19 protein-coding genes, 2 pseudogenes and 1 riboswitch are annotated in these 21572 nt (G+C 50.0%); of the genes and pseudogenes, 3 read left to right on the top strand and 18 right to left on the bottom strand.

From position 1 onward, the window contains the following. Positions 1 to 11: 11 nt before the first annotated feature. From EDM55_RS21425 to EDM55_RS21380, 10 genes are all read right to left on the bottom strand, one after another. Entirely contained in the window at positions 12 to 1541 is a 1530-nt protein-coding gene (locus EDM55_RS21425) for an acyl-CoA carboxylase subunit beta (protein ID WP_122961350.1), read from the bottom strand. Between the two features lie 230 nt (positions 1542 to 1771). Further along, entirely contained in the window at positions 1772 to 2515 is a 744-nt protein-coding gene (gene map, locus EDM55_RS21420) for a type I methionyl aminopeptidase (protein ID WP_122961349.1), read from the bottom strand. Positions 2516 to 2641: 126 nt separating this feature from the next. Further along, positions 2642 to 3712, bottom strand: a complete 1071-nt coding sequence (gene solA / locus EDM55_RS21415) for an N-methyl-L-tryptophan oxidase (RefSeq protein ID WP_307723960.1) — start codon at positions 3710 to 3712, stop codon at positions 2642 to 2644. 103 nt (positions 3713 to 3815) lie between these two features. After that, a complete protein-coding gene (locus tag EDM55_RS21410) occupies positions 3816 to 4667 on the bottom strand; it encodes a MetQ/NlpA family ABC transporter substrate-binding protein (RefSeq protein ID WP_122961348.1) in 852 nt (283 codons plus the stop codon). Between the two features lie 102 nt (positions 4668 to 4769). Continuing rightward, a complete protein-coding gene (locus EDM55_RS21405; RefSeq protein WP_122961347.1) occupies positions 4770 to 5183 on the bottom strand; it encodes a Rieske (2Fe-2S) protein in 414 nt (137 codons plus the stop codon). A gap of 18 nt (positions 5184 to 5201) precedes the next feature. After that, positions 5202 to 6314, bottom strand: coding sequence for an amidohydrolase family protein (locus tag EDM55_RS21400; RefSeq protein ID WP_170184481.1), 1113 nt, complete (start codon positions 6312 to 6314; stop codon positions 5202 to 5204). A 114-nt stretch (positions 6315 to 6428) separates the two neighbouring features. Then, complete coding sequence (locus EDM55_RS21395) at positions 6429 to 7094, bottom strand: TetR/AcrR family transcriptional regulator (RefSeq protein WP_092275125.1); 666 nt, start codon at positions 7092 to 7094, stop codon at positions 6429 to 6431. 156 nt (positions 7095 to 7250) lie between these two features. After that, positions 7251 to 8249: an ABC transporter permease gene (locus EDM55_RS21390; protein ID WP_092275128.1), complete on the bottom strand. Its 999-nt coding sequence runs from the start codon at positions 8247 to 8249 to the stop codon at positions 7251 to 7253. Between the two features lies 1 nt (position 8250). Next, entirely contained in the window at positions 8251 to 9741 is a 1491-nt protein-coding gene (locus EDM55_RS21385; protein ID WP_092275131.1) for a sugar ABC transporter ATP-binding protein, read from the bottom strand. A 121-nt stretch (positions 9742 to 9862) separates the two neighbouring features. After that, entirely contained in the window at positions 9863 to 10885 is a 1023-nt protein-coding gene (locus EDM55_RS21380; protein WP_092275134.1) for a sugar ABC transporter substrate-binding protein, read from the bottom strand. A gap of 110 nt (positions 10886 to 10995) precedes the next feature. Further along, a riboswitch (SAM riboswitch) is annotated at positions 10996 to 11117 on the bottom strand. 195 nt (positions 11118 to 11312) lie between these two features. Between EDM55_RS21380 and EDM55_RS21375 the strand changes: the two genes are divergently transcribed. Next, the gene (locus tag EDM55_RS21375; protein ID WP_092275138.1) at positions 11313 to 12563 is read left to right on the top strand and encodes an ATP-binding protein; all 1251 of its coding nucleotides are present in this window, start codon (positions 11313 to 11315) and stop codon (positions 12561 to 12563) included. Between the two features lie 55 nt (positions 12564 to 12618). Here the strand turns inward: EDM55_RS21375 and EDM55_RS21370 are convergent, their stop codons facing one another. From EDM55_RS21370 to EDM55_RS21345, 8 genes and pseudogenes are all read right to left on the bottom strand, one after another. Then, complete coding sequence (locus EDM55_RS21370) at positions 12619 to 13350, bottom strand: IclR family transcriptional regulator (protein ID WP_092275141.1); 732 nt, start codon at positions 13348 to 13350, stop codon at positions 12619 to 12621. A 30-nt stretch (positions 13351 to 13380) separates the two neighbouring features. Next, positions 13381 to 14067, bottom strand: a complete 687-nt coding sequence (locus EDM55_RS21365; protein WP_092275144.1) for an amino acid ABC transporter permease — start codon at positions 14065 to 14067, stop codon at positions 13381 to 13383. 66 nt (positions 14068 to 14133) lie between these two features. Further along, positions 14134 to 14943: an ABC transporter substrate-binding protein gene (locus EDM55_RS21360; protein WP_092275147.1), complete on the bottom strand. Its 810-nt coding sequence runs from the start codon at positions 14941 to 14943 to the stop codon at positions 14134 to 14136. Positions 14944 to 14974: 31 nt separating this feature from the next. After that, a complete protein-coding gene (locus tag EDM55_RS21355; protein ID WP_092275150.1) occupies positions 14975 to 15697 on the bottom strand; it encodes an amino acid ABC transporter ATP-binding protein in 723 nt (240 codons plus the stop codon). Positions 15698 to 16030: 333 nt separating this feature from the next. Further along, entirely contained in the window at positions 16031 to 16930 is a 900-nt protein-coding gene (locus EDM55_RS31575; protein ID WP_429795204.1) for a phosphoenolpyruvate hydrolase family protein, read from the bottom strand. Then, a pseudogene (locus tag EDM55_RS31570) lies at positions 16928 to 17458 on the bottom strand (Tm-1-like ATP-binding domain-containing protein); the annotation flags it as partial. The gene EDM55_RS31575 and the pseudogene EDM55_RS31570, both read right to left, overlap by 3 nt. A gap of 174 nt (positions 17459 to 17632) precedes the next feature. Beyond that, positions 17633 to 18034: an AAA-type ATPase lid domain-containing protein gene (locus EDM55_RS31150; RefSeq protein ID WP_246071092.1), complete on the bottom strand. Its 402-nt coding sequence runs from the start codon at positions 18032 to 18034 to the stop codon at positions 17633 to 17635. A gap of 90 nt (positions 18035 to 18124) precedes the next feature. Beyond that, positions 18125 to 19278: pseudogene (locus EDM55_RS21345) on the bottom strand (phosphoenolpyruvate hydrolase family protein); the annotation flags it as partial. A gap of 858 nt (positions 19279 to 20136) precedes the next feature. On the opposite strand from EDM55_RS21345, the gene EDM55_RS21340 reads away from it, so the two are divergent. Together EDM55_RS21340 and EDM55_RS21335 are read left to right on the top strand one after the other, a co-directional pair. Further along, on the top strand, positions 20137 to 21159 hold the full coding sequence (locus EDM55_RS21340; RefSeq protein ID WP_258957886.1) for a TIR domain-containing protein: 1023 nt from the start codon (positions 20137 to 20139) through the stop codon (positions 21157 to 21159). Further along, positions 21156 to 21383 carry a hypothetical protein gene (locus tag EDM55_RS21335; RefSeq protein ID WP_092275161.1) on the top strand — a complete coding sequence of 76 codons (228 nt, stop codon included), beginning with the start codon at positions 21156 to 21158 and terminating at the stop codon, positions 21381 to 21383. Before EDM55_RS21340 ends, EDM55_RS21335 begins: the two co-directional genes overlap by 4 nt. Positions 21384 to 21572 lie beyond the last annotated feature (189 nt).

Raw genomic sequence — 21572 nt, 5'->3', positions numbered from 1 at the left:
ACCAGTACCTCCTACACCGGATGAATAGCATTGCGTTTTGGATAGACGACGGGCTGCTTGTTTTGGTAAAGCTTGAACCGCGCGATGACGTCGGATCTCAGCCTCTCGTACGGGATGATATCGTCGATGACCAGCTCTGAGCCCAGACGATAAATGTCGATATCCTCTGCGTACTCCTGGCGTTTTTGGGCGATGAAATCCGCTCGCTCTGCTTCGGGAAGACTCATGATTTTGTTGTAGTAAACGGCATTGATCGCGGCCTCAGGTCCCATGACGGCGATGGAAGCACTGGGCAAAGCAATCGTCGCATCCGTTCCGAAAGCTGGACCTGCCATCGCGTAGAGGCCCGCCCCGTAGCATTTGCGTACGATAACGGACAGCTTGGGCACGGTCGCTTCCGAGACGGCAGACAGCATCTTGGCTCCATGGCGAATGATTCCTTGCCGCTCTACCTGCGAGCCGATCATGAAGCCGGGTACATCGCTTAAGAAAAGCAGTGGTATTTGAAAGGCGTTGCAAAGCCAGATGAATCTGGCGCCTTTGTCCGCAGAGTCGACGAATAGTGTGCCACCCTTTACCTTGGACTGGTTCGCGACGATGCCGACTGCCTTGCCGCCCATTCGCGCCAGTCCGGTGATGATTTCCTGCGCCCACAGCTTCTTCACTTCAAACCACGTGTTCTGATCGATAATCTGCATGATCAGCTCCTTCATATCAAAGGGAACATTTTGGTTTTCCGGAACGATTTCTGCCAGTGGCCGCCCTGCGACTGGCTCGCGTCTCTCGGTCACGGGTGGCTTCTCCCTCCAGCTTTGCGGCATGTAGCTAAGGTATCGCTTGCATGCGGCGATCGCCTCTACCTCGGATTGCACGAGTACGTCCCCGAGTCCGCTCACGCTGCAGTGCATGCGCGCGCCGCCCATGTTTTCCATCGTCGTCTTCTCGCCAATCGCCATCTCCACCATCCGCGGAGATCCCAGATAAGCACTCGCATTTTTCTCCACCATAATAGTCAGGTCGCAAAAGGCAGGAATATAAGCTGAGCCCGCCGGTGACGGACCGAACAGAATGCAGATTTGAGGAACGATCCCCGATAGCTGCACCTGGTTGTAAAACAGTCTGCCTCCGTGTCTGCGTCCGGGAAACATCTCGATCTGGTCCGTGATGCGCCCGCCTGCGGAGTCGATCAGGTACAAAATCGGCACGTTCAGCTCCATCGCCTTTTCCTGAATACGAATCTGTTTTTCCACAGTCCGTCTGCCAAAGGAGCCAGCTTTCACTGTCGAGTCAGAGGCCATGAAACAAACGGGTCTACCGTCAATCGTCGCCATTCCAGTCACGGTGGCATCTGCCGGAAGATCAGGTGCCTGTGCATTGGCGAACAAACCGTCCTCTACGATGGAATCTGCATCAAACAGCAGCTCCAGTCTTTTACGAACGAACATTTTATCTTGAGCTTCGAGATTTTGATGATATTTGGCATCCCCGCCTTGCCTGATACGCTCGATCTCGTCTTTTAGCTTCTGATTGGGATTGTGCATGGGAGCTCCTCCTTTTTGTTCTTCGCTCCTTTTTATTTGCAACACATATGCCAGTCATTACGAATCACGAAAAAGCCCCAGCTTGCTTTTGCAAAGGAGCACTGGCTGCACACACATTTGTTAGTGGGTCCGCACAACTGTACGGATACTGATACACCTGTAGCCAAGAGAAGCGACGGCTGAGACAAAAAAAGGACTCCTTCGCTGTGGAGTCCACTCTCATTTACGAGCTATGCGGTTAGAATAATCGGCTGCCCATTTGTCACGACCACCGTATGCTCGAACTGAGCCACCAAGCTCTTGTCCAGCGTGATCAGCGCCCAACCATCCGGACCTTCCTGAACGTACTCGGCACCGGTTGATATAAACGTTTCCACTGCAATGACCAAGCCCTCTGTCAGCAGACGTTTATCCCACTTGTCATAGTAATTCAGGATATGCGTCGGTTCCTCATGCAGCCTTTTTCCGATTCCGTGTCCTGTCAGATTTTTTACGACGGTAAATCCCTTCTGCCGCGCTTCATTATGGACAACTCGCCCGATCTGACTCAGCTTTGAGCCTGCTCTTGCGGAAGCGAGCGCTTTGTACAGCGAATCCTCCGCACATTTGCAAAGTGCTTGCCGTTTTTTATCACCGTTTCCGACGACGGTGGTAGCCCCTGTGTCTGCGTAGTACCCATCCAGCTCGGCAGACACATCGATGTTGATCATGTCGCCTTCTTTAAGCCGGTAGTCATCGGGGATCCCGTGAGCGACGACATGGTTGACACTGATGCACGTGTAGCCCGGAAAGTCGTGCTCTCGCCTCGGGGCTGAATGTGCACCGTACTTTGTTAGCACTGCTTTCCCGATCTCATCTAATTCCTTCGTGGATACGCCCGGCCTGACTGCCATCAGCATCGCTTCTCTCGCCTCTGCCACAATCTTGCCAACTCGTTTTAGACAGATAAGATCCATTTCATTTTGAATGGACATGAAGATATCCCCCTACACCGTAGAATTATCCACATTATATCCTATTTCCGACAAACACTTCTTCTCATCTCACAAACCTACTCAGTGCAAACGGTGTGAGGTCAAAATCCGTCTTCCCTTGCAAAGTCAGCTGTGCGGAAACTCACCTACGACACTGGCAAATTTGAATCCGTGCGCGGAGCAAGCCGAAACGATCAGCACGTGGTCATGGTTGGGATGGTGGTCGATAATAAAGTCGTGATCCGGCGTCCAAGTAACCAGACACACTTGCCCACGCACCCGGTTGTTGGTAACGCCCGGAAAGAACCTTTGCGCGACCGTACCTAGATCACCGTCATCATCCGGTTCGCTGCCAAAAAGGCGATTCACCCGATCAGGATCGATATTCCTGCCTGCGTCATGACTGCCGATCTTCAAGCCGGAACCTTGAATGCTTGGAAAGCCGTAGAAGCGGTCATTCGGCAGGTCCATAAAATACGAGGGGAACTTCCCGAGCCCATACATAGCCTCGTCCGCTTCGTACCATACCACCGTCTTGCGGAACGGCTGCAGTGGAAGCTCCAAATCTTTCAGCAAGGAACTGGTCCAAGATCCTCCTGTTACAATCAGCTTGTCGGCATGATAATCTCCCTTTTCAGTGTGAACGGTGACCCCATCTGCATGATAGGTGATCGATTTGGCGGGAGTATTCGTGAGCAAATCTGCGCCATGCTGGGTAGCGACTTGCCGATACGCCCGGATGCATTCCTCGCTGTACAGGATACCCGAGCTCGGCTCAAATGCGCCCATAATCTCATCAGACACAGTGATACCCGGCCAGCGCTTTTTCACTTCCTCCGCCATCAAGATCTCCAATGGCAAATCAAACTGCTTGGCACTGATGATCTCTTCTTCCAAAAAGGCAGAACCGATATTGGCGAGCCCCAGTACACCTGTACGCTCAAACAGATGCTTGCCTGTCTCTGCCTCCAGCTCTTCCCACAGCTTTTGTGCACGCAGCACCATCGAAACGTATTTCTTGCCTTCCCCGTAAGCATGGCGAATCATCCGCGTATCCCCATGGTGGCTGCCATTGGCATGTGGTGGATCAAAAGCATCTATCAGCAATACCCTGGCATTTTGCTTCGCCAAAAAAGCGCCTGCCGCCATCCCCATCGAGCCTGCTCCCAAAACAATGACATCATATGTGCGATTCAATTCGTTTCCCCCTTCCTTTTCCGTGCCTTTATGTCTAAAGAAAAGGGTCCCCTCCCATACAGGAAGAAGACCTTTTCATCAAAGAATGGTTAGATTCACTCGATTACCAAGCCGTAACCATCGAATCTCCGTATTTTTCTGTCACCAGCTTTTTCACTTCATCCGAATGGAAGGCTTTCACAAGCTTTTGGAAAACAGGCTTGTCTTTGTCCGCCTCCCGTACCGCAATGATGTTCACCCACGGAGAATCCTTTGGCTCCATGAAAATCGCATCTTTGGTCGGAACCAGACCGCTTTCGATGGCAAAGTTGCTGTTGATGACTGCAGCAGCCAAGTCGTCCAGCGCTTTGGTCAGGAAGGCTGCGTCCATTTCCTTGAACTCCAGCTTCTTCGGATTGTCAACGATATCGCGAACAGTCGCTTTTACGCCGACGCCTTCCTTCAGCTTGATCAGACCTGCTTGTTCAAATAGAATCAGCGCTCTCGCTCCGTTCGTCGGATCGTTCGGCAAACCGACGAGATCGCCTTCCTTCAATTCCGATACGTCTTTGACTTTTTTGGAGTACATCCCGATCGGATAGTTGATCGTGTCAGCCAGCTTCACGATATGCGTGCCTTGACCGGCATTGAATTCCTCCAGGTACGGCACGTGCTGGAACGCATTTGCATCCAACTGTCCATCTTCCAGTACCTTGTTCGGCTGTACGTAGTCACTGAATACGATGAGCTCTAGATCCAGGCTATCCTTGGCCGCTACTTCCTTTACCACTTTCCAGATGTCTTCTTCAGGACCGGACATGATACCGACCTTCAGCTTTTCCACTTGCCCTGCGCCAGCATTCCCTGCATTCGCTTCTCCACCTGCTTGCGGAGCTTGTCCCTGTCCGCCTCCGCAACCAGCTACCATAAGTGCAACTACGAGCGACAGGAATAGGGATACGTACGATTTCTTCATGTTGACCTCCCTAGAATAACTATGTTTTCCGATGCGAATAATACGAATTAGATCGTAATCCTTTTATTTCCTTACGTCAAGTACAGTTTTTCAAATCATCTCTCACAACGCACAGGCGAACTGCTTTTGAACGATCTGCTGTGGCTCTCGGTCCAGATACAGTACGATCTCGTCGTCCTCTTCTTTTGCGTCGTACATCTTGATGGAAACCTGAGGGGAAAAAAGCGCTTTGCCTGTTTTCAGGTTGAACTCCCATCCATGCAGCGGGCAGCGAATGATTTCATTGTGGAGCCCATACACGTACTCCTGTGGCTCGGATGGCAGCATCGTCCCTACGACCGATCCATACAGCATCGGTACACCTTGATGAGGACAGCTGTTGCGAAAGGCATAGCAGGTTCCTTCCGCCCGGATCAGGCCGATCTCGACTCCGTCTACCTCAAAAAGCCTGCGCTCTCCCTCCCGCAGCTCCTCTGCGGAACACAAGACGAGACGATGTTTTTCCTGTGATCTCATGATGCTCGTGCTCCTTTTCTAAGGTTGTAGGCGAAATGATGCCAGCGGATTTTCGTAAAAGACTTTATGCCGCAGCTGTTTGGGAAAATGGAGGAAGGCGCGGTCCAGCTCGTCTCCGTCCCAGTGCGGGTAATCACTGCAGAACAGCAGCATGTGCTCGGCATCAATCATTTGAATCAGTTCAACCAAATCCTTCGGGCGAGCAGGCTCTTCAATCGGCTGTGTGCCAAAGCGGATGTTTCTGCGGATATACTCGCTCGGGAGCATTTTGACCCATGGCACTTCATGGCGCAGCGCCTTCCAGTTTTTATCCATGCGCCACATCGTAGGTGCGATCCAGGAGAAGCCGTACTCGATGAAGTTTACTTTCAGATTGGGGAACCGCTCGAAGACACCCTCACACACCAGACTGATCACGTTGCGCTGTCCGATCAGTCCAAGAGAAGTATGCCACTCCATATAAGTCGAAGCAGGCCCTACCCCAAAGCTGGCAGCATATTCCCCGGTTCCCTCCGTATCAGGATGCAGCACGATGGGCAGATTATACGCTTCGGCGATCTCGTAGATGGGCCAATAATGGCGTTTGCCTAACGGAATATTCACACAATGCATGTTAATCCCTACAATTTCGGGGCGCTTCCCGATCCGTTCGATTTCCTGTACAGCAAGCGCTGGATCAAGCGGCGTAATCTCCATCGTCATTCGGTAACGCGGATCGCTTTTCACCCATTTGTCATAGAGCCAATCATTGGCGGCAGACGTGTACTTGGCAGCGACCTCCACATTGTGAAAGGCAGACATCGTTCCATGCCCAATGTTTAAAATCGCATAATCCGTCTGGCAACGATCGAGCAAATCACTCGCCAGGAATGCAGGATCGCTCCCGGGAATGTCACCGTTCGGCGGAAACGCATCTGCCCGCAATGGAACAGGAAGCGGATTCGCGTAGGCCGAAGCCGGGAATTTGAAGGAGCCGCTGTTTTGCTTGCTCAGAGCGCCCTTGGCAAACTTGCCGATGTTCATGTACTGCTGAATGGATTCATCAAGATACGGGACCAATTCGTTAAAATCGCTCAGGACCGGATGCACGTCGCAGTCGATTAACCCATTATGCTTTTCTCTGGTTGTCACGCCTCTCCCACCCTTACCCAATCATTTCGTTACTAAGTTCAATTTATGAACGCGTTCATATTTTGATATAAATCTATTATGAGCCCCTGAAAAACGAGGGTCAAGTGAAAATACTTACCTTGCTTGCCCCTCTTGCAAAGGACTCATCATATTGCGGATGTACCTCATCGTTTTTTCTGCGGCCTCTTCCGGCTTCATGTCCCGTCTTTTGTTCAAAACAGTCGTGATCATCCCTTCCCAGATCAGGACGCACATCTCATTTACCTCTTCAATCGTTGTGGCCTCGATGTCCTGCTCCTTTTGTGCCAGCTCCAAAAGCGCCTTGCTGCGAGAGGTCAAATCCGGGTCGTAGAGCATCGGCTTGATTTCGTCCGTGAAGCCGATCAGATCACTCGAATAGATGGAGAAATAATGATTGACCATCTCGTCCGTCTTCTTCCCCAAATCGGCGATATAGAGGGCATGGTAAATTTGCGGTTTTTCAAAAGAATGCTTGCAAAAACACTCCCAGCTCGAGATGTACTTCTCTACGTACGTATTCCCACGCGCCAGATATTCCGGAAGCTCTTGCAAATATTCCTTTACAAAACGCATAGACGCAAAGTAGATCAAATGCGACAGCTCATCAAAATAGTTGTAGATCGTCGAGCTGGTATAGCCCGCACGCTCGCCGATTTTGCGCGCACTTACATTTTCGATGCCTTCTTCTTCGATCAGCTCTACCGTCGCCTCCACAAAATACTGCAGCATTCGTTTGACTTGGATTTCTCTTCTGGCCATTCCCATACCGTCCTTTCGACAAAATCGTTCGCTTCATTATATCTCAGGAGGAGCGTAAAAAAACCTCTCCCGGGGATGTAGGCGCGAATGGGTGCAAAAAGAGCGGAACCCTTCCATGATAAGAGTCCCGCAGTCTCAAGCCAGGTAGCTGCATTCCTAAGCCTTTCTCTTCCGGCGCAGCTGATAGTACGTCACAGCCAAAGCCAGCGCCAATACGACCCCTTTGACAATATCGTAGGCGTAGTAAGGCAGGTTGAGCATCGTCATTCCGTTCAACAGCACCCCGATCAGGATCGCGCCTACAAAAGTACCAAAGACGTTCGGTTTCCCGGCACCGAAAACAGAGAAGCCTACGAAAGCCGCCGCTACCGCGTCCATCAGCATCGAGCCGCCGCTGCTGACCTGACCGGTACCGATGCGCGCAGCGAGGAGCATCCCGCCGAGACCCGCGAAAAGCGCAGACAAGACGTAAGCTAGCGTGCGATAGCGATCAACCGGAATACCGGAGAGACGTGCTGCCTCCAGGTTTCCACCCGTCATGTACAGCATCCGTCCCTGACGTGTGTAGGTCAAGTAAATATGCGTGACGACTACGAGCAGGAAGGTCAAGATAACAGGCACAGGAACAGAAGCGATCTCCCCTTGTCCCAGCCACAGGAACCATTCCTGGAATTTACCAGGCGCGACTGAGCCATCCTCCATCGGCATGTTCGCATAGATGGAGTAGCCTTTGGAATAGGTCATATGAATCCCGTTTACAATGTAGAGCATCGCCAGTGTAGCCAGCAAATCCGGAATGCGGATTTTTACGACCAGCAGTGCATTGATCAGTCCGACGAGAAGGCTCAGGACGATAGGTGCAAGCAGGGTAACCAAAGGACCTTGCTCATGCCAGACCATCATGGAGGCCGCGACGACAGTCGTCAAGGACACCGTCGAGCCTACAGAGAGATCAAATCCACCCACAATCAGGGAAAACGTCACACCGATAGCAACAAAGGTCACAATCGAGATGGACCGCAGGATGTCGGTAATGTTGTCATAGGTAAAGAAATACGGGTTGGTCAGGCTGAACACCAGCATGACGATGACGATCACCGCTACCGTTCCGTATTTGTATACAAAATCAAAGAGACTGAATTTCTTGCCTTCCACACTACTCACCTCCGCTAGCATAATACATGATCAATTCTTGTGTCGCTTGATCGCGACTCAGTTCCTTTACGATCTGGCCCTCAAACATGATGAGAACTCGATCCGCGATCCCGATAACCTCCTGGAACTCGCAGGAGAAGTAGAGTACGCCTTTTTTCTGCTCAGCCAGGTTCCCGATCAGCCGGTAAATATCGCTTTTTGCTCCAATGTCAACGCCCTTGGTCGGCTCATCGAACATGAAGATGCTGGCGTCCGTCTCCAGCCATTTGCCGATCGCGACCTTCTGCTGGTTTCCCCCGCTGAGAAATCCAACCAGCTGGCTAATATCCGCTGTCTTCACACCCAGGCGCTGCACCAGCTCCTTCGCCAGACCCACTTCCAATCCGCTGCGGATAAAGCCGAACGGGGACCACTTGGAGATCGTTGCCACTGACAGGTTGCTCTTTACGGATTCCTCTACGAAGATGCCTTCTTTTCGCCTTTCCTCCGGCACGAGAACGATCCCCGCATCCACGGCGTCTTTTGGTGTACGGATACGCAGCTGTGTTCCTTTGAGCTTGATCTCTCCCGCTTCTGCCGCGTCCGCTCCGAACAGCAAGCGGGCAAGCTCGGTTTTCCCGGCACCCACGAGGCCGACGACTCCGACGATCTCTCCCTCACGTACAGTCAGATCGGCATGGCGCACCTTTCCGCCCCTGGCACCGATGACTTCAAAGATCGGCTCCCCAATCTCGACAACAGCTTTCGGGAACTCCTCCGCAAAGCTTTTTCCGAGCATGTGGCTGATGACCTCATCCATATTGGTCGCCTGTGTTTCCGTCGTAATCACGTGCTGACCGTCACGCATGATGGTGATGCGATCACAAATTTCAAAGATTTCCGGAAGACGGTGAGAAATGTAGATAATACCGACGCCTGCCTTTTTCAGCTGGGCGATAATGTGAAACAGCCGCTCACTTTCCTTTGTGCTCAGGGGAGCAGTCGGTTCATCGAAAATGACAAACTTGGCCTTTTGCACAGTCGCCCGTGCGATGAGAATGAGCTGCTTTTCCGACAGTGAGCATTCTTCTACTGTCATTTGAACGGGAATGGAGAATCCGAATCCACGGAGCAGCTCTTCGGACTGAGCGTATAAACGCTGCCAGCTTACGAAGCTCGAGACTTTGTCCTGGACGAGCTGATCCAGCAATATGTTTTCCGCTACACTCAAATACGGCACCAAAGCCGTATCGACTTCCTGATAGACACATTGAATTCCCAGCGCCTTGGCATCCTGCGGGGATTGTATCTGGACCGCTTGACCGTCAATCGAAATGGATCCACCATCTGCCTGGTAGGCACCCGTAAGAATTTTCATCAGCGTGCTTTTTCCCGCTCCGTTCGCTCCAAGCAGCGCGTGAACCTCCCCTGCCTTCACTTCAAAATCAACGGTTCGCAGCGCAGGCACTCCGGAGAACTGCTTCTCGATGCCTTGCATGTGTAAAGTTGACAATCTATCCACCCCCTAGTTGCGCTTTTACTGGCTAAGAAATCCATCCATTCTTTTCTATAAATAAGGAAGATTCCCGTTGAGAGGTTCAACGGGAATAGCCAATCCTTTCATCTATACAATCTTATTTGCCCCACTCTTGCACGTATTGGGAAAGATCAGCCATCGTTACTTTTTTGTCTTTTGGCAGGTCCGATTGTTGTACGAGCACTGGGTTCAGATTTACGTTGTCTGGTACTTCCTCGCCTTTGATCTTTTTGAACACTGTTTCAGCCTGGATGCGACCGATGTTGGATGGGTCTACCGCAGCTGTTGCTGTCCAAGGAGAATTTGGCTCTTGGATCATTTGCAGGTCTTCGTCACTCAGGTCGATGGAGTATACTTTAATCTCGGTGCGTCCTGCTTGCTGAATCGCACGCGTAGCACCTTTTCCGAACTCATCCCATGCTGCCCATACCGCTGTGATGTCGCCTTTGTTTGGATATTTCTTCAGGATCGCTTCCATTTGAGATTGTGTATCCAAAGCAGTATTGTTGGTAGCCGAACCGAAAGCCGCTACTTCCTTGATGTCTGGATATTTCTTCAAGAACGCATCATAGGTGATTTGGCGTTTTTCCATTGGCGCAAAGCCAGCCACCCAGATTTTTACGATGTTTCCTTTGTTGCCGTTGTCCGCAGCCAGCTTCTCGAGGCTCAGGTCAGCCAGCTTTTGGTCGTCCTGGGCAACGGTTGGAACCCCTGCGATTTTGATATCGGTGTCAAAGAGTACGACCGGGATCTTCTTGTCTACTGCCTTTTGGGTGCCTTGCTGCAGGGCTTCTGCCGTACCGTGGTCGATCAGAATTCCGTCAAAGTGCTGGTTTACCGCTGCATCCAGGTTGGAAGCCATTTTCGCCAGATCGGTGTCTGCATTGAAAACAGTCAGCTCTCCGCCGTTTTTCTCCACTTCTTTTTTCACTCCGTTGATGTACTGCGCCGAGAACGTTCCCACATTTTGGCGCATAATTAATGCGATTTTCTTTGCTTTCTCGCCGGAAGCGCCGTTTGCGCCGTTCGGAGCAGCTGCCCCTCCACCGTTTCCGCACGCTGTCAGGGCGAGCGATGCTGTCAATGCAAGAGTCACGAGCAGACCAAATTTCTTTTTCATGGATGTTCCCCCTTTTTTGTGAACTCATCGCAGAAAGGAGCTAGTTTTTGCCCATTAGAAAAGCCTCTTTCCACCAGAAAGAGGCTAAAATCGTCAGCACGATATTCCGCCTCTTATCTATCAGGTATCTCTACCTGGTGGAGTTAGCACCTTGGCGCGGGAGACAATAGATCTCACGTGCTAGGTTGCCGGGCTTCATAGGGCCATTCCCTCAGCCTTCTCTGGATAAGAGTAGTTATTATTTTCAAAACGTTTCTTGAATATATACAGACTATAATCAATCCATTGCCCACCTGTCAACTAGGACTTTTTTAGGAGATGTTTCTTTATTGTGACAAATTTGATACTCGAATCTTGGGAGGGATTGTCGTATTCCATGTCGAAATAACGGTGGAGATTCAGAGCCAGTCTGCGGTGGAGATGCACGATGAGCCTATTAAAAGAAGTCATTCTTCAAATGTTTTTTGTCCTGATCCCTTTTGTCCTGTTCAATATCTACTACCGGGATAAAATGAGAAATTTTAGCCAGTCCTTCATCCTGGTTACGAGTTCGATCAGTTTATTCCTCGCCATGACGTTTTCGTCAAGCGTAGTAGAAGGAGTCATCTTTGACGTTCGCTACGTCATCATGTTTTTCGCGCTTGTTTATGGCGGTGTCCAGACAGGCTTGATTTTGCTGGGCGAATTCGTCCTTTATCGTCTCTACCTGGGCGGCGATGGCTTGTTTATCGCCTTGGTCATTTCCGTCTTCTCCTTTTCGGTGTCCCTCCTCATGTACAGAACCTACAAAGCTACTCACCGAAAAACGTTTTTCACAATATTGGCGGGCGTATTGTTTTCCATCATCGCCTTAACTCTTACCTACTTCTACCTCCCCCACTATTTTGTTAAACACTTGACGTATCACCTGCTGGTCATCCCCTTGCCAAACATACTCGGTATCTGGATTCTGATGTCCTTGTTCAGTACATCCGTATCGGACAAGGAGATCTTTATCAAGCATGCGCAAAATGAAAAAATCGAGACGATGAGTCATGTCGCAGCCTCGCTCGCTCATGAGGTGCGAAACCCGCTTACGGCAGTAAAGGGCTTTTTGCGTTTGATGCAGGAGAATCCGCATGACTTCACGAAAAGCGCCCAGTATATGAACATCTGCATGGACGAAATCCAGCGCACGGAAATGATTCTCTCGGAGTATCTGGCTATTTCCAAGCCTTTGACAAACCGACATGAGCAGGTTAACGTCGTAGAGCTATTAAAGGTCATGCGAGCTGTGATGTCCCCTTTTGCGATTTTGCACAATGTCGAATTGGAAGTGCGCGCACCTGATATTTCCGTCATCATCATGGCCAACCCGGATGAGATCAAGCAGGTGCTCGTGAACTTTATCAAAAATGCGATTGAAGCCTGTACGAACGTAAGGAAAGGGAGAGTGTTCCTGTCGCTGGTAGTCGAGGAAGGCAAAGCGATTCTCATCATCAAGGATAATGGCGTAGGAATGGATGAGGGCCAGATGAAGCGTTTGGGGTCCATTTATTTTTCTACAAAGTCGAGTGGAACCGGACTTGGCCTGACGTATTCCTATCATGTCATCCACACAATCGGTGGTACCGTGACCGTGAACAGTAAACCTAATGTCGGCACAAAATTTTCGATCATCTTTCCTTACCAAGAGTAAATCCCCATACCCTAGTCGGGTGATGGGGATTTTTTCATTCCAAAAGATCCGCTTGCTAGACTCCGCCGATTTTCGCAGAGACCGTCGCGGCTTTTTGTTTGACTCTCTCAATCAAAAAAGACATGCGATCTTCTGTCACGCGAAAGCTGGGGGCATTGATCGACAGTGCCGCCACAATCCGATTTCCGTAGCTGAAGATGGGGGCCGCTACCGCTACCGTCCCTTCCGTTTTCTCCCCGCAGCTAATCGCATAGCCTGTCTCTTTGACATGCGCCAATTGATCAAGGAACGGCTGCTGAAGGGCAGGAGCGAGCTGAGCCGCAACGACCTTCCTCACTTCCTCTGGCTTCCAATGAGCGAGAATCGCCTTATTCGGGGCACCGATGGTCAGCGGGATCCGCTCGCCCATGTTCTCGTCAATGCGAATCTTCAACGGGCTCTCTACCTTTTCGATCGGAATGGAATCATACCCAGCTGGTACGCTCAAGAAGATGCTCTCCTCCACTTCTTGAGCGAGCTCCTCCATAATCGGCCTTGCCACATAGCGAAAATTGATTCGGTTATGCAGGGTAAAGCCGATTTCCATCCACGTGTAGCCTGCCTTGTAATGCTTGGTGACTGGCTCCTGCTCTACCAGACCGTACTGAATCATCGAATCGAGAAACCGGTGAAGCGTACTGATAGGCAATCCGGTAGCGCTCGCCAAATCTGATATTGGCCAAGCTTGTTTCTCGTCTGAAATCAGCACCCGGATAATTTTCATCGTCCGCTCGATTGATTGAACCATAGTCTCCCGCCCTCTTTGGCCATGCGCTGGTTACGCAGCCACACTGTTATCCTTGGCTTGCTTTTTCGGAGCGCGCCCGGTAGCCAGTCGCCCTTCCAGCCTGTTCACAAAGTAAGTGAAGATCGTAATCATGACCAGGTAATACAAGCCTACTACCATGTAGGTTTCAAGCTGGCGATAGTTTGAGGCCGCTTCGCTCAGACCCGTTCCCCATAGATCCTGCATTCCTACGTATGCCACCAGAGACGAGTCCTTCAACCCGATAATGAACTGGTTTCCCAAGGAAGGAATTGCGCGTCGGAACGCCTGTGGCAATACGATGCGTCTCATCGCGAGCGGATAAGACATCCCGAGAGATCTTGAAGCCTCCATTTGCCCGCGGTCAATCGACTGGATCGCCCCACGGAATATTTCGGCAATATAGGCGCCATTATGAACGGCCAAGGCAATCGCCCCTGCCCAAAATTGGGAGAGCGTCACCAGATTGGATATCCCAAAATAAAGAATGGCAATCTGCACGATCAGCGGTGTGCCGCGAATGACCGTGATGTAAATATGCGCGATGTAGTTCAGCACCTTGGAGCTGGAAATCCGGAAAAACGCTATGATGAGGCCCACTCCACAGCCGAGCAAGAGCGCAACCGCCGTCAGCTTGAGCGTGAGCCATGACGCTTTTAGAAAGAGGGGATAACTGGATAGAAGAATGTCGAGAATCACGTAAGATCACTCCTCGCATGTAGCTGAAAAATGGGGGCGTCCAGCCTGGACACCCCGTAACCCGCCTTATTGCTTCTGCAAGATGTTGCGACCAAACCATTTTTGGCTGATTTTCTCATACGTGCCGTCTTTGATGATCTCATCCAGCGCCTTGTTGATTCGATCTACGGATTCCTGATCCCCTTTGCGTACTGCGATCGCCTGTTCATCAAAGCTGAGTGGTTCGCCCACATCCATCACTTTACCGCCGCCCTCTTTGATGAAGCGCAGACCTACCACCTGGTCCGTAATCACGGCATCCAAGCGACCGGTTGGGAGATCGAGCAGCGCTGTAATATCGCTGTCATAGGTCGTGATTTTGTCCTCATCGGTGAGCTTTTTCGCCCAATCCAGATAGTTGGAGGCTTTCACTACCCCGATCTTTTTCCCTTTCAAATCTTCTTTGGATTTGATCGTGGTATTGCCCTCTTGTACAAAAATTTGCGAACCGGAACGATAGTAAGCATTGGTGAAGGATACGGCTTTTTGGCGTTCCTCCGTCACCGTCAAGCTCCCGATGATGGAATCGTATTTTTTCGAGTCGAGTCCTTGAATAATTGTCTCAAACGGATTCGTGATCGGTACGGCATTCATGCCCATTTTCTCTGCCAGAGCTTGTCCAATTTCTACGTCAAAGCCTGTGAGATTTCCGTTTTCCTTGAAGCTAAACGGCTTGTACACGCCGCTCATCGCATAGGTGAAGTCCTTTTTGCCAGAGTCAGCTTGCCCGCCTGCTGCTGGAGCACTGCCTGACTCTTGCGAACCACACGCAGCCAGAAGAAGGGAGCTCATCAATACAGTCGACAACAGAATGCCTGTCCATTTTGCCTTTTTCATTTTTATTTCCCCCAGTATCGTTTATTTATCTTTAGCGGATGCTTCCCAGGAATTGCTTTGTCCGTTCGTTTTGCGGATTTTCAAAGAAGGTATTAGGCGGTCCCTGCTCCAGAATCTGACCGTTGTCCATGAAGACAGCACGATCGGCCACCTCACGGGCAAATCCCATTTCGTGGGTCACGACGATCATCGTCATGCCTTCCTTTGCCAGCTGTTTCATGACCTGCAGCACTTCCCCTACCAGTTCGGGGTCGAGCGCGGATGTAGGCTCGTCAAACAGCATGATTTTCGGCTTCATCGCAAGCGCTCTGGCGATAGCCACTCGCTGCTTCTGTCCACCGGAGAGCATATCTGGATACACGTCCGCTTTATCCTGCATATTTACCTTTTTCAGCAGTTCGTAAGCCAGCTCTTTCGCTTCAGCTACGTTCATTCGTTTGACATGGATGGGAGCCTCGATGACGTTTTCCAAAACAGTCTTGTGCGGAAAGAGGTTGAAATGCTGGAACACCATGCCGACTTCCGCTCGAAACTGATTCAAATTGGATTTGTACGGATCAATCTGAGTGCCGCCGACCCACACTTCACCCTCGTCATAGACCTCCAGAAAATTCAGGCATCTAAGCAAGGTGCTCTTCCCTGAACCGCTGGCACCGAGCAAAACAACTACTTCTTTTTCCTGTACGGTCAGCGTAACGCCCTTCAGTACAGTCAAGGAACCAAATGACTTCACAAGATGCTTAACCTCAATCATCCTGCTATCCCCCTGTCTATGGACTATCGGATGGATTTTCTATACTTTTCCGAATATCGGAAACAGTTTCTATTTTTAAATTATACTTATATTTTTTCTGATATTCAAGAAAAATCTGATATATGCATATTTATTCGTTTTTACGAATGGATTAAGTCGTATTCTTACAAGAAAAAAGCTATCCCGTGGCCAGCAATCATGGCTTTCGGGACAGCTCCCTTGCTGATGATGTTTCTTGCTTATGGGCGAGTGAATCTCTGGAATTGCCCAGCAGGTACCTCTTTGAAATCCAGCAGCGTGGTCAAGCCTTTTTCCGCCCCTCCCGGTTTCACATTATTCCCCTCCGTGTCCGATTGATTTGAATTTGCGCATATTCGTAGAAATGGCTACTTCAGTAGGCAGCCGTTCCATGCTCGACGCCCCGAAAAACCCGACCACGCCAGTCGTTCTCTCCAGTACATAAGCCGCATCGTCCGGCTCCGCGATGGGTCCGCCATGGCACAGCACGATGATGTCTGGATTGATTTCCTTCGCAGCATCGTGCATCATCTGTACGCGCTCGACAGCTTCGTCGAGTGTCAGTGCCGTTTTTGCCCCGATCGTGCCGGAAGTGGTCAAGCCCACATGCGGTACGAGAATATCCGCTCCCGCCTCTGCCATCCCCCTCGCCTGTTCCTCATCGAATACATAAGGCGCTGTCAGCAAGCCGAGCTCATGTGCGTGACGGATCATATTCACTTCCAGATCGTAGCCCATACCTGTCTCTTCCAGATTCGCACGGAAATTGCCATCGAACAGCCCGACCGTCGGGAAGTTCTGTACGCCTGTAAAGCCCATCTCCTTCAGCTGTTTGAGGAAAACAGGCATCAGACGGAACGGGTCAGTCCCGCACACCCCTGCGAGAACCGGCGTTTTTTGGACGACTGGCAGCACTTCTCCTGCCATTTCCACGACGATCTGATTGGCATCCCCATAAGGCAAGAGGCCAGCCAACGAACCGCGTCCTGCCATCCGGTACCGCCCCGAGTTGTAAATGATAATGAGGTCTGCGCCGCCCGCTTCAGCCGACTTTGCCGACAGTCCCGTTCCTGTCGCATGGAAAACCAGGATTTCGTAGCCGCGCTCCTCCAAATGGTTGCGTGCTTCCTCGACAGCTGGTGTCGTCACCCCAAACATCGTCGCGGCAACCAGCGCTTTCCCGCCTGTCAGATCAGGAGCAGGAGCTTTGGCCATTCCCGCAATCGCTCCTGCTGCGTTGGACAAAATCTGCGCCGAGAATTGATTGATGCCTGCAATATCCACAACGGAATACATCATCGTGATATCGACTTCCCCCACATAAGGACGCGTATCACCAGAGGCCATCGTAGAGACCATCAGCTTGGGAACACCGATCGGCAGCGCACGCATTGCCTGCGTGATCAGCGAAGTACCACCTGAACCGCCGAGTCCCAGAATTCCTTGCAGCCTTTTTTCTGTATACAGCTGCCCCACGATGCTCGCCGCTCCCGCAGCCATCGCCTTGATTGCGGCGCCACGGTCTTTTGCCTCCAGCAGCTCATGCAGGTCGTACCCCGCTGCCTTGGCGACTTCTTCTTTCGTGATGTCCGGTTGAACGGCCGGCTCACCCAGCACGCCCGCATCCATCAGGATCACGTTCACACCATTCTCATGTAAGCGCTCTCGAATGTATCCATACTCGATTCCCTTTGTATCCAATGTGCCAAGCAGCACGACTGTCGGTGTGACTTGTTGTCCCATCTGCCACTTTCCCCTTCCCATGGATTGGTGTCCCATGAATATCGAAAGCAACTCCCATGCCAACCGCGTTGTCCCGTATTTTGTGCCTATTAGTCATTGATGTGTGAAAAATTTTTCCCAATCACTTACTCAACGTGAGAAAAAAATTCCCCAGCAAAAGAACGGAGCGCTCTTTTATTTGGGAATGGGCTTAATACCGTATTTTTTCATTTTGTTAAACAGCGTTCGGCGGGTAAAGCCCAGGGCTTCCGCTGTTTTTGTTCGATTCCAAGCCTGTTTGCGCAGCGTCTCGAGAATCCATTCCTTTTCCACGGACTGCAAAGGCTTGTCTGCAAAATCTCCCTGGCCAACAGCTTCACCCGAGACAGGTGCAGCTTGCTGAATATACGCTGGCAGATCCGCAATCCCGATCCGATCTCCCTCACACAAGACAGCCGCACGCTCCAAAACATGCTCCAGCTCACGGACATTGCCCGGCCAATCATAAGCCAGCAGAGCATCCAAAGCGGGTGCGGTCACCCCACTGACGTCCCCTTGGAATTTCTCGTTGATCTTTTTCAGGAAGTGACTCACCATCAGGGGAATGTCTTCTTTTAGCTCCCGAAGCGGTACAGTTTGTAGGGAGATAACATTTAGACGGTAGAACAGGTCTTCGCGAAACCTGCCTTCCTGTACCGCTTTCCACAAATCCCGGTTTGTTGCACAGACGATTCTCGTATCGACCTTGATCGTCTTGCTTCCGCCCACCCGTTCAAACTCGCGGTATTGGATCGCTCGCAACAGCTTGGCTTGCGTGACCAGACTCATTTCCCCGATCTCATCCAGGAACAGCGTGCCTTGATGAGCCAGCTCGAAACGACCGATGCGCTGCTGGAGCGCTCCTGTAAACGAACCTTTCTCGTGACCGAACAGCTCACTCTCCAGCAGCTGCTCAGGCAGTGAAGCGCAATTGACTTTAATAAAGGCATGCTTGTAGCGGTCGCTGTTGTAATGAATAGAGCGCACGATCAGCTCTTTTCCGGTTCCGCTCTCTCCTTGTACCAGGACATTGACGTTTTTACCGGCTACCTTGCTGATGATCTCGTATATTTCCTGCATCGCCCGACTTTGTCCCACGATCTCGTCGAAGCGCATCTTTTTCATCAATTCTTTTTTGAGATAGCGATTTTCCTCTGCCAGAACTCCGACTCTTTTAAACTCCCCGATGACTCCCTTGATCCGTTCCTCTGTAGGGATTCTTTCAAAGGTCGATCCGCCAATAACACCGACTGCACTCGTCTCCAGATAAAAATGACTGGCATGCTCGGGGGAGACGATCGGGCCTCCGTATACCATGTGCAGAGCTTCAGAATTGACCTCTTTGGCAGCGCGGAAAATGCGATTTGCCAAATCTACCGCTTCTGGAATGCTCATCCCGTGCTTGATCCCGGTCCCTCCGCCAAAAAATCCACTTCCTGCTGAAAACCGAAGCCTTCTTCCTCCAGCATGGCTCCTGCGGTACCATCGATCAGTCCCACGGAAGGAAAGTTATTGACCCCTTGAAAGCCAGCCCCCATAATCTGGTCGATCAGCACGGGACGATGGATCGTAGGATCGGTCGCGCACACGCCAAAAACGACAGGTACCTCCCCTGCATGAGGCAGCACTTCCCGTGTTCCCACTTGCATCACCATCTCATTGCTGTTGGCAAAAGGCAACAGGGAACCCAGTGAGGACACGCCTGCATTGCGAAACAGACTCGCGTGCAGCACGAGCAGCAAGTCCGCACCGCCCGCCACAGCCTGCTTGGCAGAAAAACCAGAGCCAGTCGCGACACCAATAAGCGGTTTGCGCTTTTGAAGGGCCTTGATTATTCATCCCCTTTTCCCCTTTTGCAAAGCGAAATCCTGCAAGCTATTCGATAATTCATATGGACGGAGCTATGTTGCTAGAATTAATGCTGTATAATCGCGTTACAAAAAACGCTATGTCGGTGCCCGTTACGGACGATAATGGCCGTTCTGATTGCATTGCGCGGTCATTGAAACCAAGATTAAAGAGCTTATTGAAATGATGAATAGTCAGCTACAATCGAATGAAGCGCTCATGAAAAAGTGGACGCACAAAAACTACTTGAGGATCGCCTAGAGATTTCGAATCACCGGCTTATCGAAGACGTCAAGATGCTTAACAACACCCAAAAGCAGATTGCCAAGGCCAACGTGCCAGCACCAAAGGTTCCCAATGGTTTTTTTCAACGCTTGTTAGGGAAGTAACTAGGTCCGACAACCTATGATATAATATCTATACTTTCTCCTTTGTGGGGGAGTATCATCTGAGGGCATGATGGGGATCAAAATCACCATAACGCATTTTGAACCAATAAGCCCGATTTCTCATAACTAAATAATGGGGTCGTCATATGCTCATATATCACCGCCAGTGGCTATGGTTCACCATTACGGGACAGGAAAAAAGGTGCCAATGGATTTCTTTCTTTGAAACTGTAAAGAAATAGAGGGGGAGGGCATACTTTCTAGCAATTCCCTTATATGGTAAAATAAATCGAGGCAGAGGTAGAACGTAGACCCTCCTCGACACAACAACTAACAATGCGACGATCCGGATTGGAACGATAAAAAGCACTTCTTAATTTTGAAGTGCTTTTAACTACTTCGGTCAAATAAGGAGCAAATATTGTGGCGAACGATACTAAAACATTCATCGGTAGTTCAAGGGAAGCCATGAAGTATGCAAATGCTATCCACAGTCAACTCAGTCGGGAGACATTGGTAACACCATGGTTCGCTAGTACATTCGGTCCCAATGACTATACGATGGAAGCATTAGAGAGAGAGCTTGATCAGCACGATTATGGTATCTTTGTATTTGCTCCGGATGATGTCGCACTTACTCGCGGGAAGTTAGTTTTCGTTACTAGAGACAATACCATATTTGAAATGGGCCTTTTCTGGGGAAAACTGCGAAAAGACCGCGTATTTGCAATTGTCCCGAGGAATGTACCGAAACGGGATGATTTAATTGAAGGTCAAACAGTAAGCGATTTCCACCTCATGTCCGACCTCACTGGTCTTACTCTTTTGGAGTATGATATCAGGCCGGACCAAAAATATGAGGCTGCAGTTTCTGTAGCTTGTCAGGAAATCATTAATAAGATCCAACAATTAGGCGCATTTAAAGATCCAAGATCAGTAGTTACTGAGACCGGCTTAAAATTACATCGTAAACAGAGCGTGCTTCACTTCTTTTGGGAATATAATAAAAATGTCCACGTTCCTGGTTCAAAAGAGAAATATGACGCAATTAGTGAGGCAATTCGGAACTCAATATTAGCACCTAATGGATTCCGAGTCACTGGCGCTGCATTGTGGCAAAAACAAGGTAGTGATGGAATAGGTCAAGTTGGGGGTAATGTAGGAAAAGGTAAAAGTTACCCCTTTAATATTAATCAGGATAAGACAGAAACCCAACAGAGGGTCTATGTTGTTGATGTTTTTTTGAGTGGTGACTGGACATTTTACGAAGTGAAGAAACTTGCTCAAGGATATGTACTATGCTATCCTCTTGGTACAGAACACGTCCTATCTGTCCATTTCTCAGGTTCCGATCAGTTAGATGAATATCAATTACGTGAGATAGTTGAAAACAACGGAGAATTACTCGCTACGGTTGATTACTTAATTGGAGGCGATTCCGTATGAAACGCCAAGGCAAACATAGGGTTCGTTTAGTACTTACTGAAACAACTCCAGGTAAAAAACGAGATTGGATTCGATCCACTTCCGTAACCGGGCTCAGGAAGCAACCCGGCATAAAAAGTAAAATTTTCTTGGGACCTACCGTTGATGGAAAGGACGAAGTATACATTAAAGTCCTCAGTGGAAAAGTTGCTCGTCAAAAGCCTTCTTTCGCAGTTTTCAAATAAAGAGCTCTACTTAGTGAACTGACCCTCAAGTAGATAGTAATAAGAAAGCAATATTAAACAACCTGAGTCCGATATTCATACGGACTTAGGTTGTTTATTTTTTGTTGAAAACGTTTTATCTCAAAAGTCGCTTCTCGTGAATATACGCAAATGCCCTGAAAACTTGAGCAACAATACTGATTCTCAATT

Origin of the sequence: Brevibacillus centrosporus (assembly GCF_003710815.1) — a bacterium.
In the GTDB taxonomy this organism is placed as follows: domain Bacteria; phylum Bacillota; class Bacilli; order Brevibacillales; family Brevibacillaceae; genus Brevibacillus; species Brevibacillus centrosporus.
Note: the sequence above shows the minus strand (reverse complement) of the source record. Positions and strands in the feature narration are given on the sequence as shown.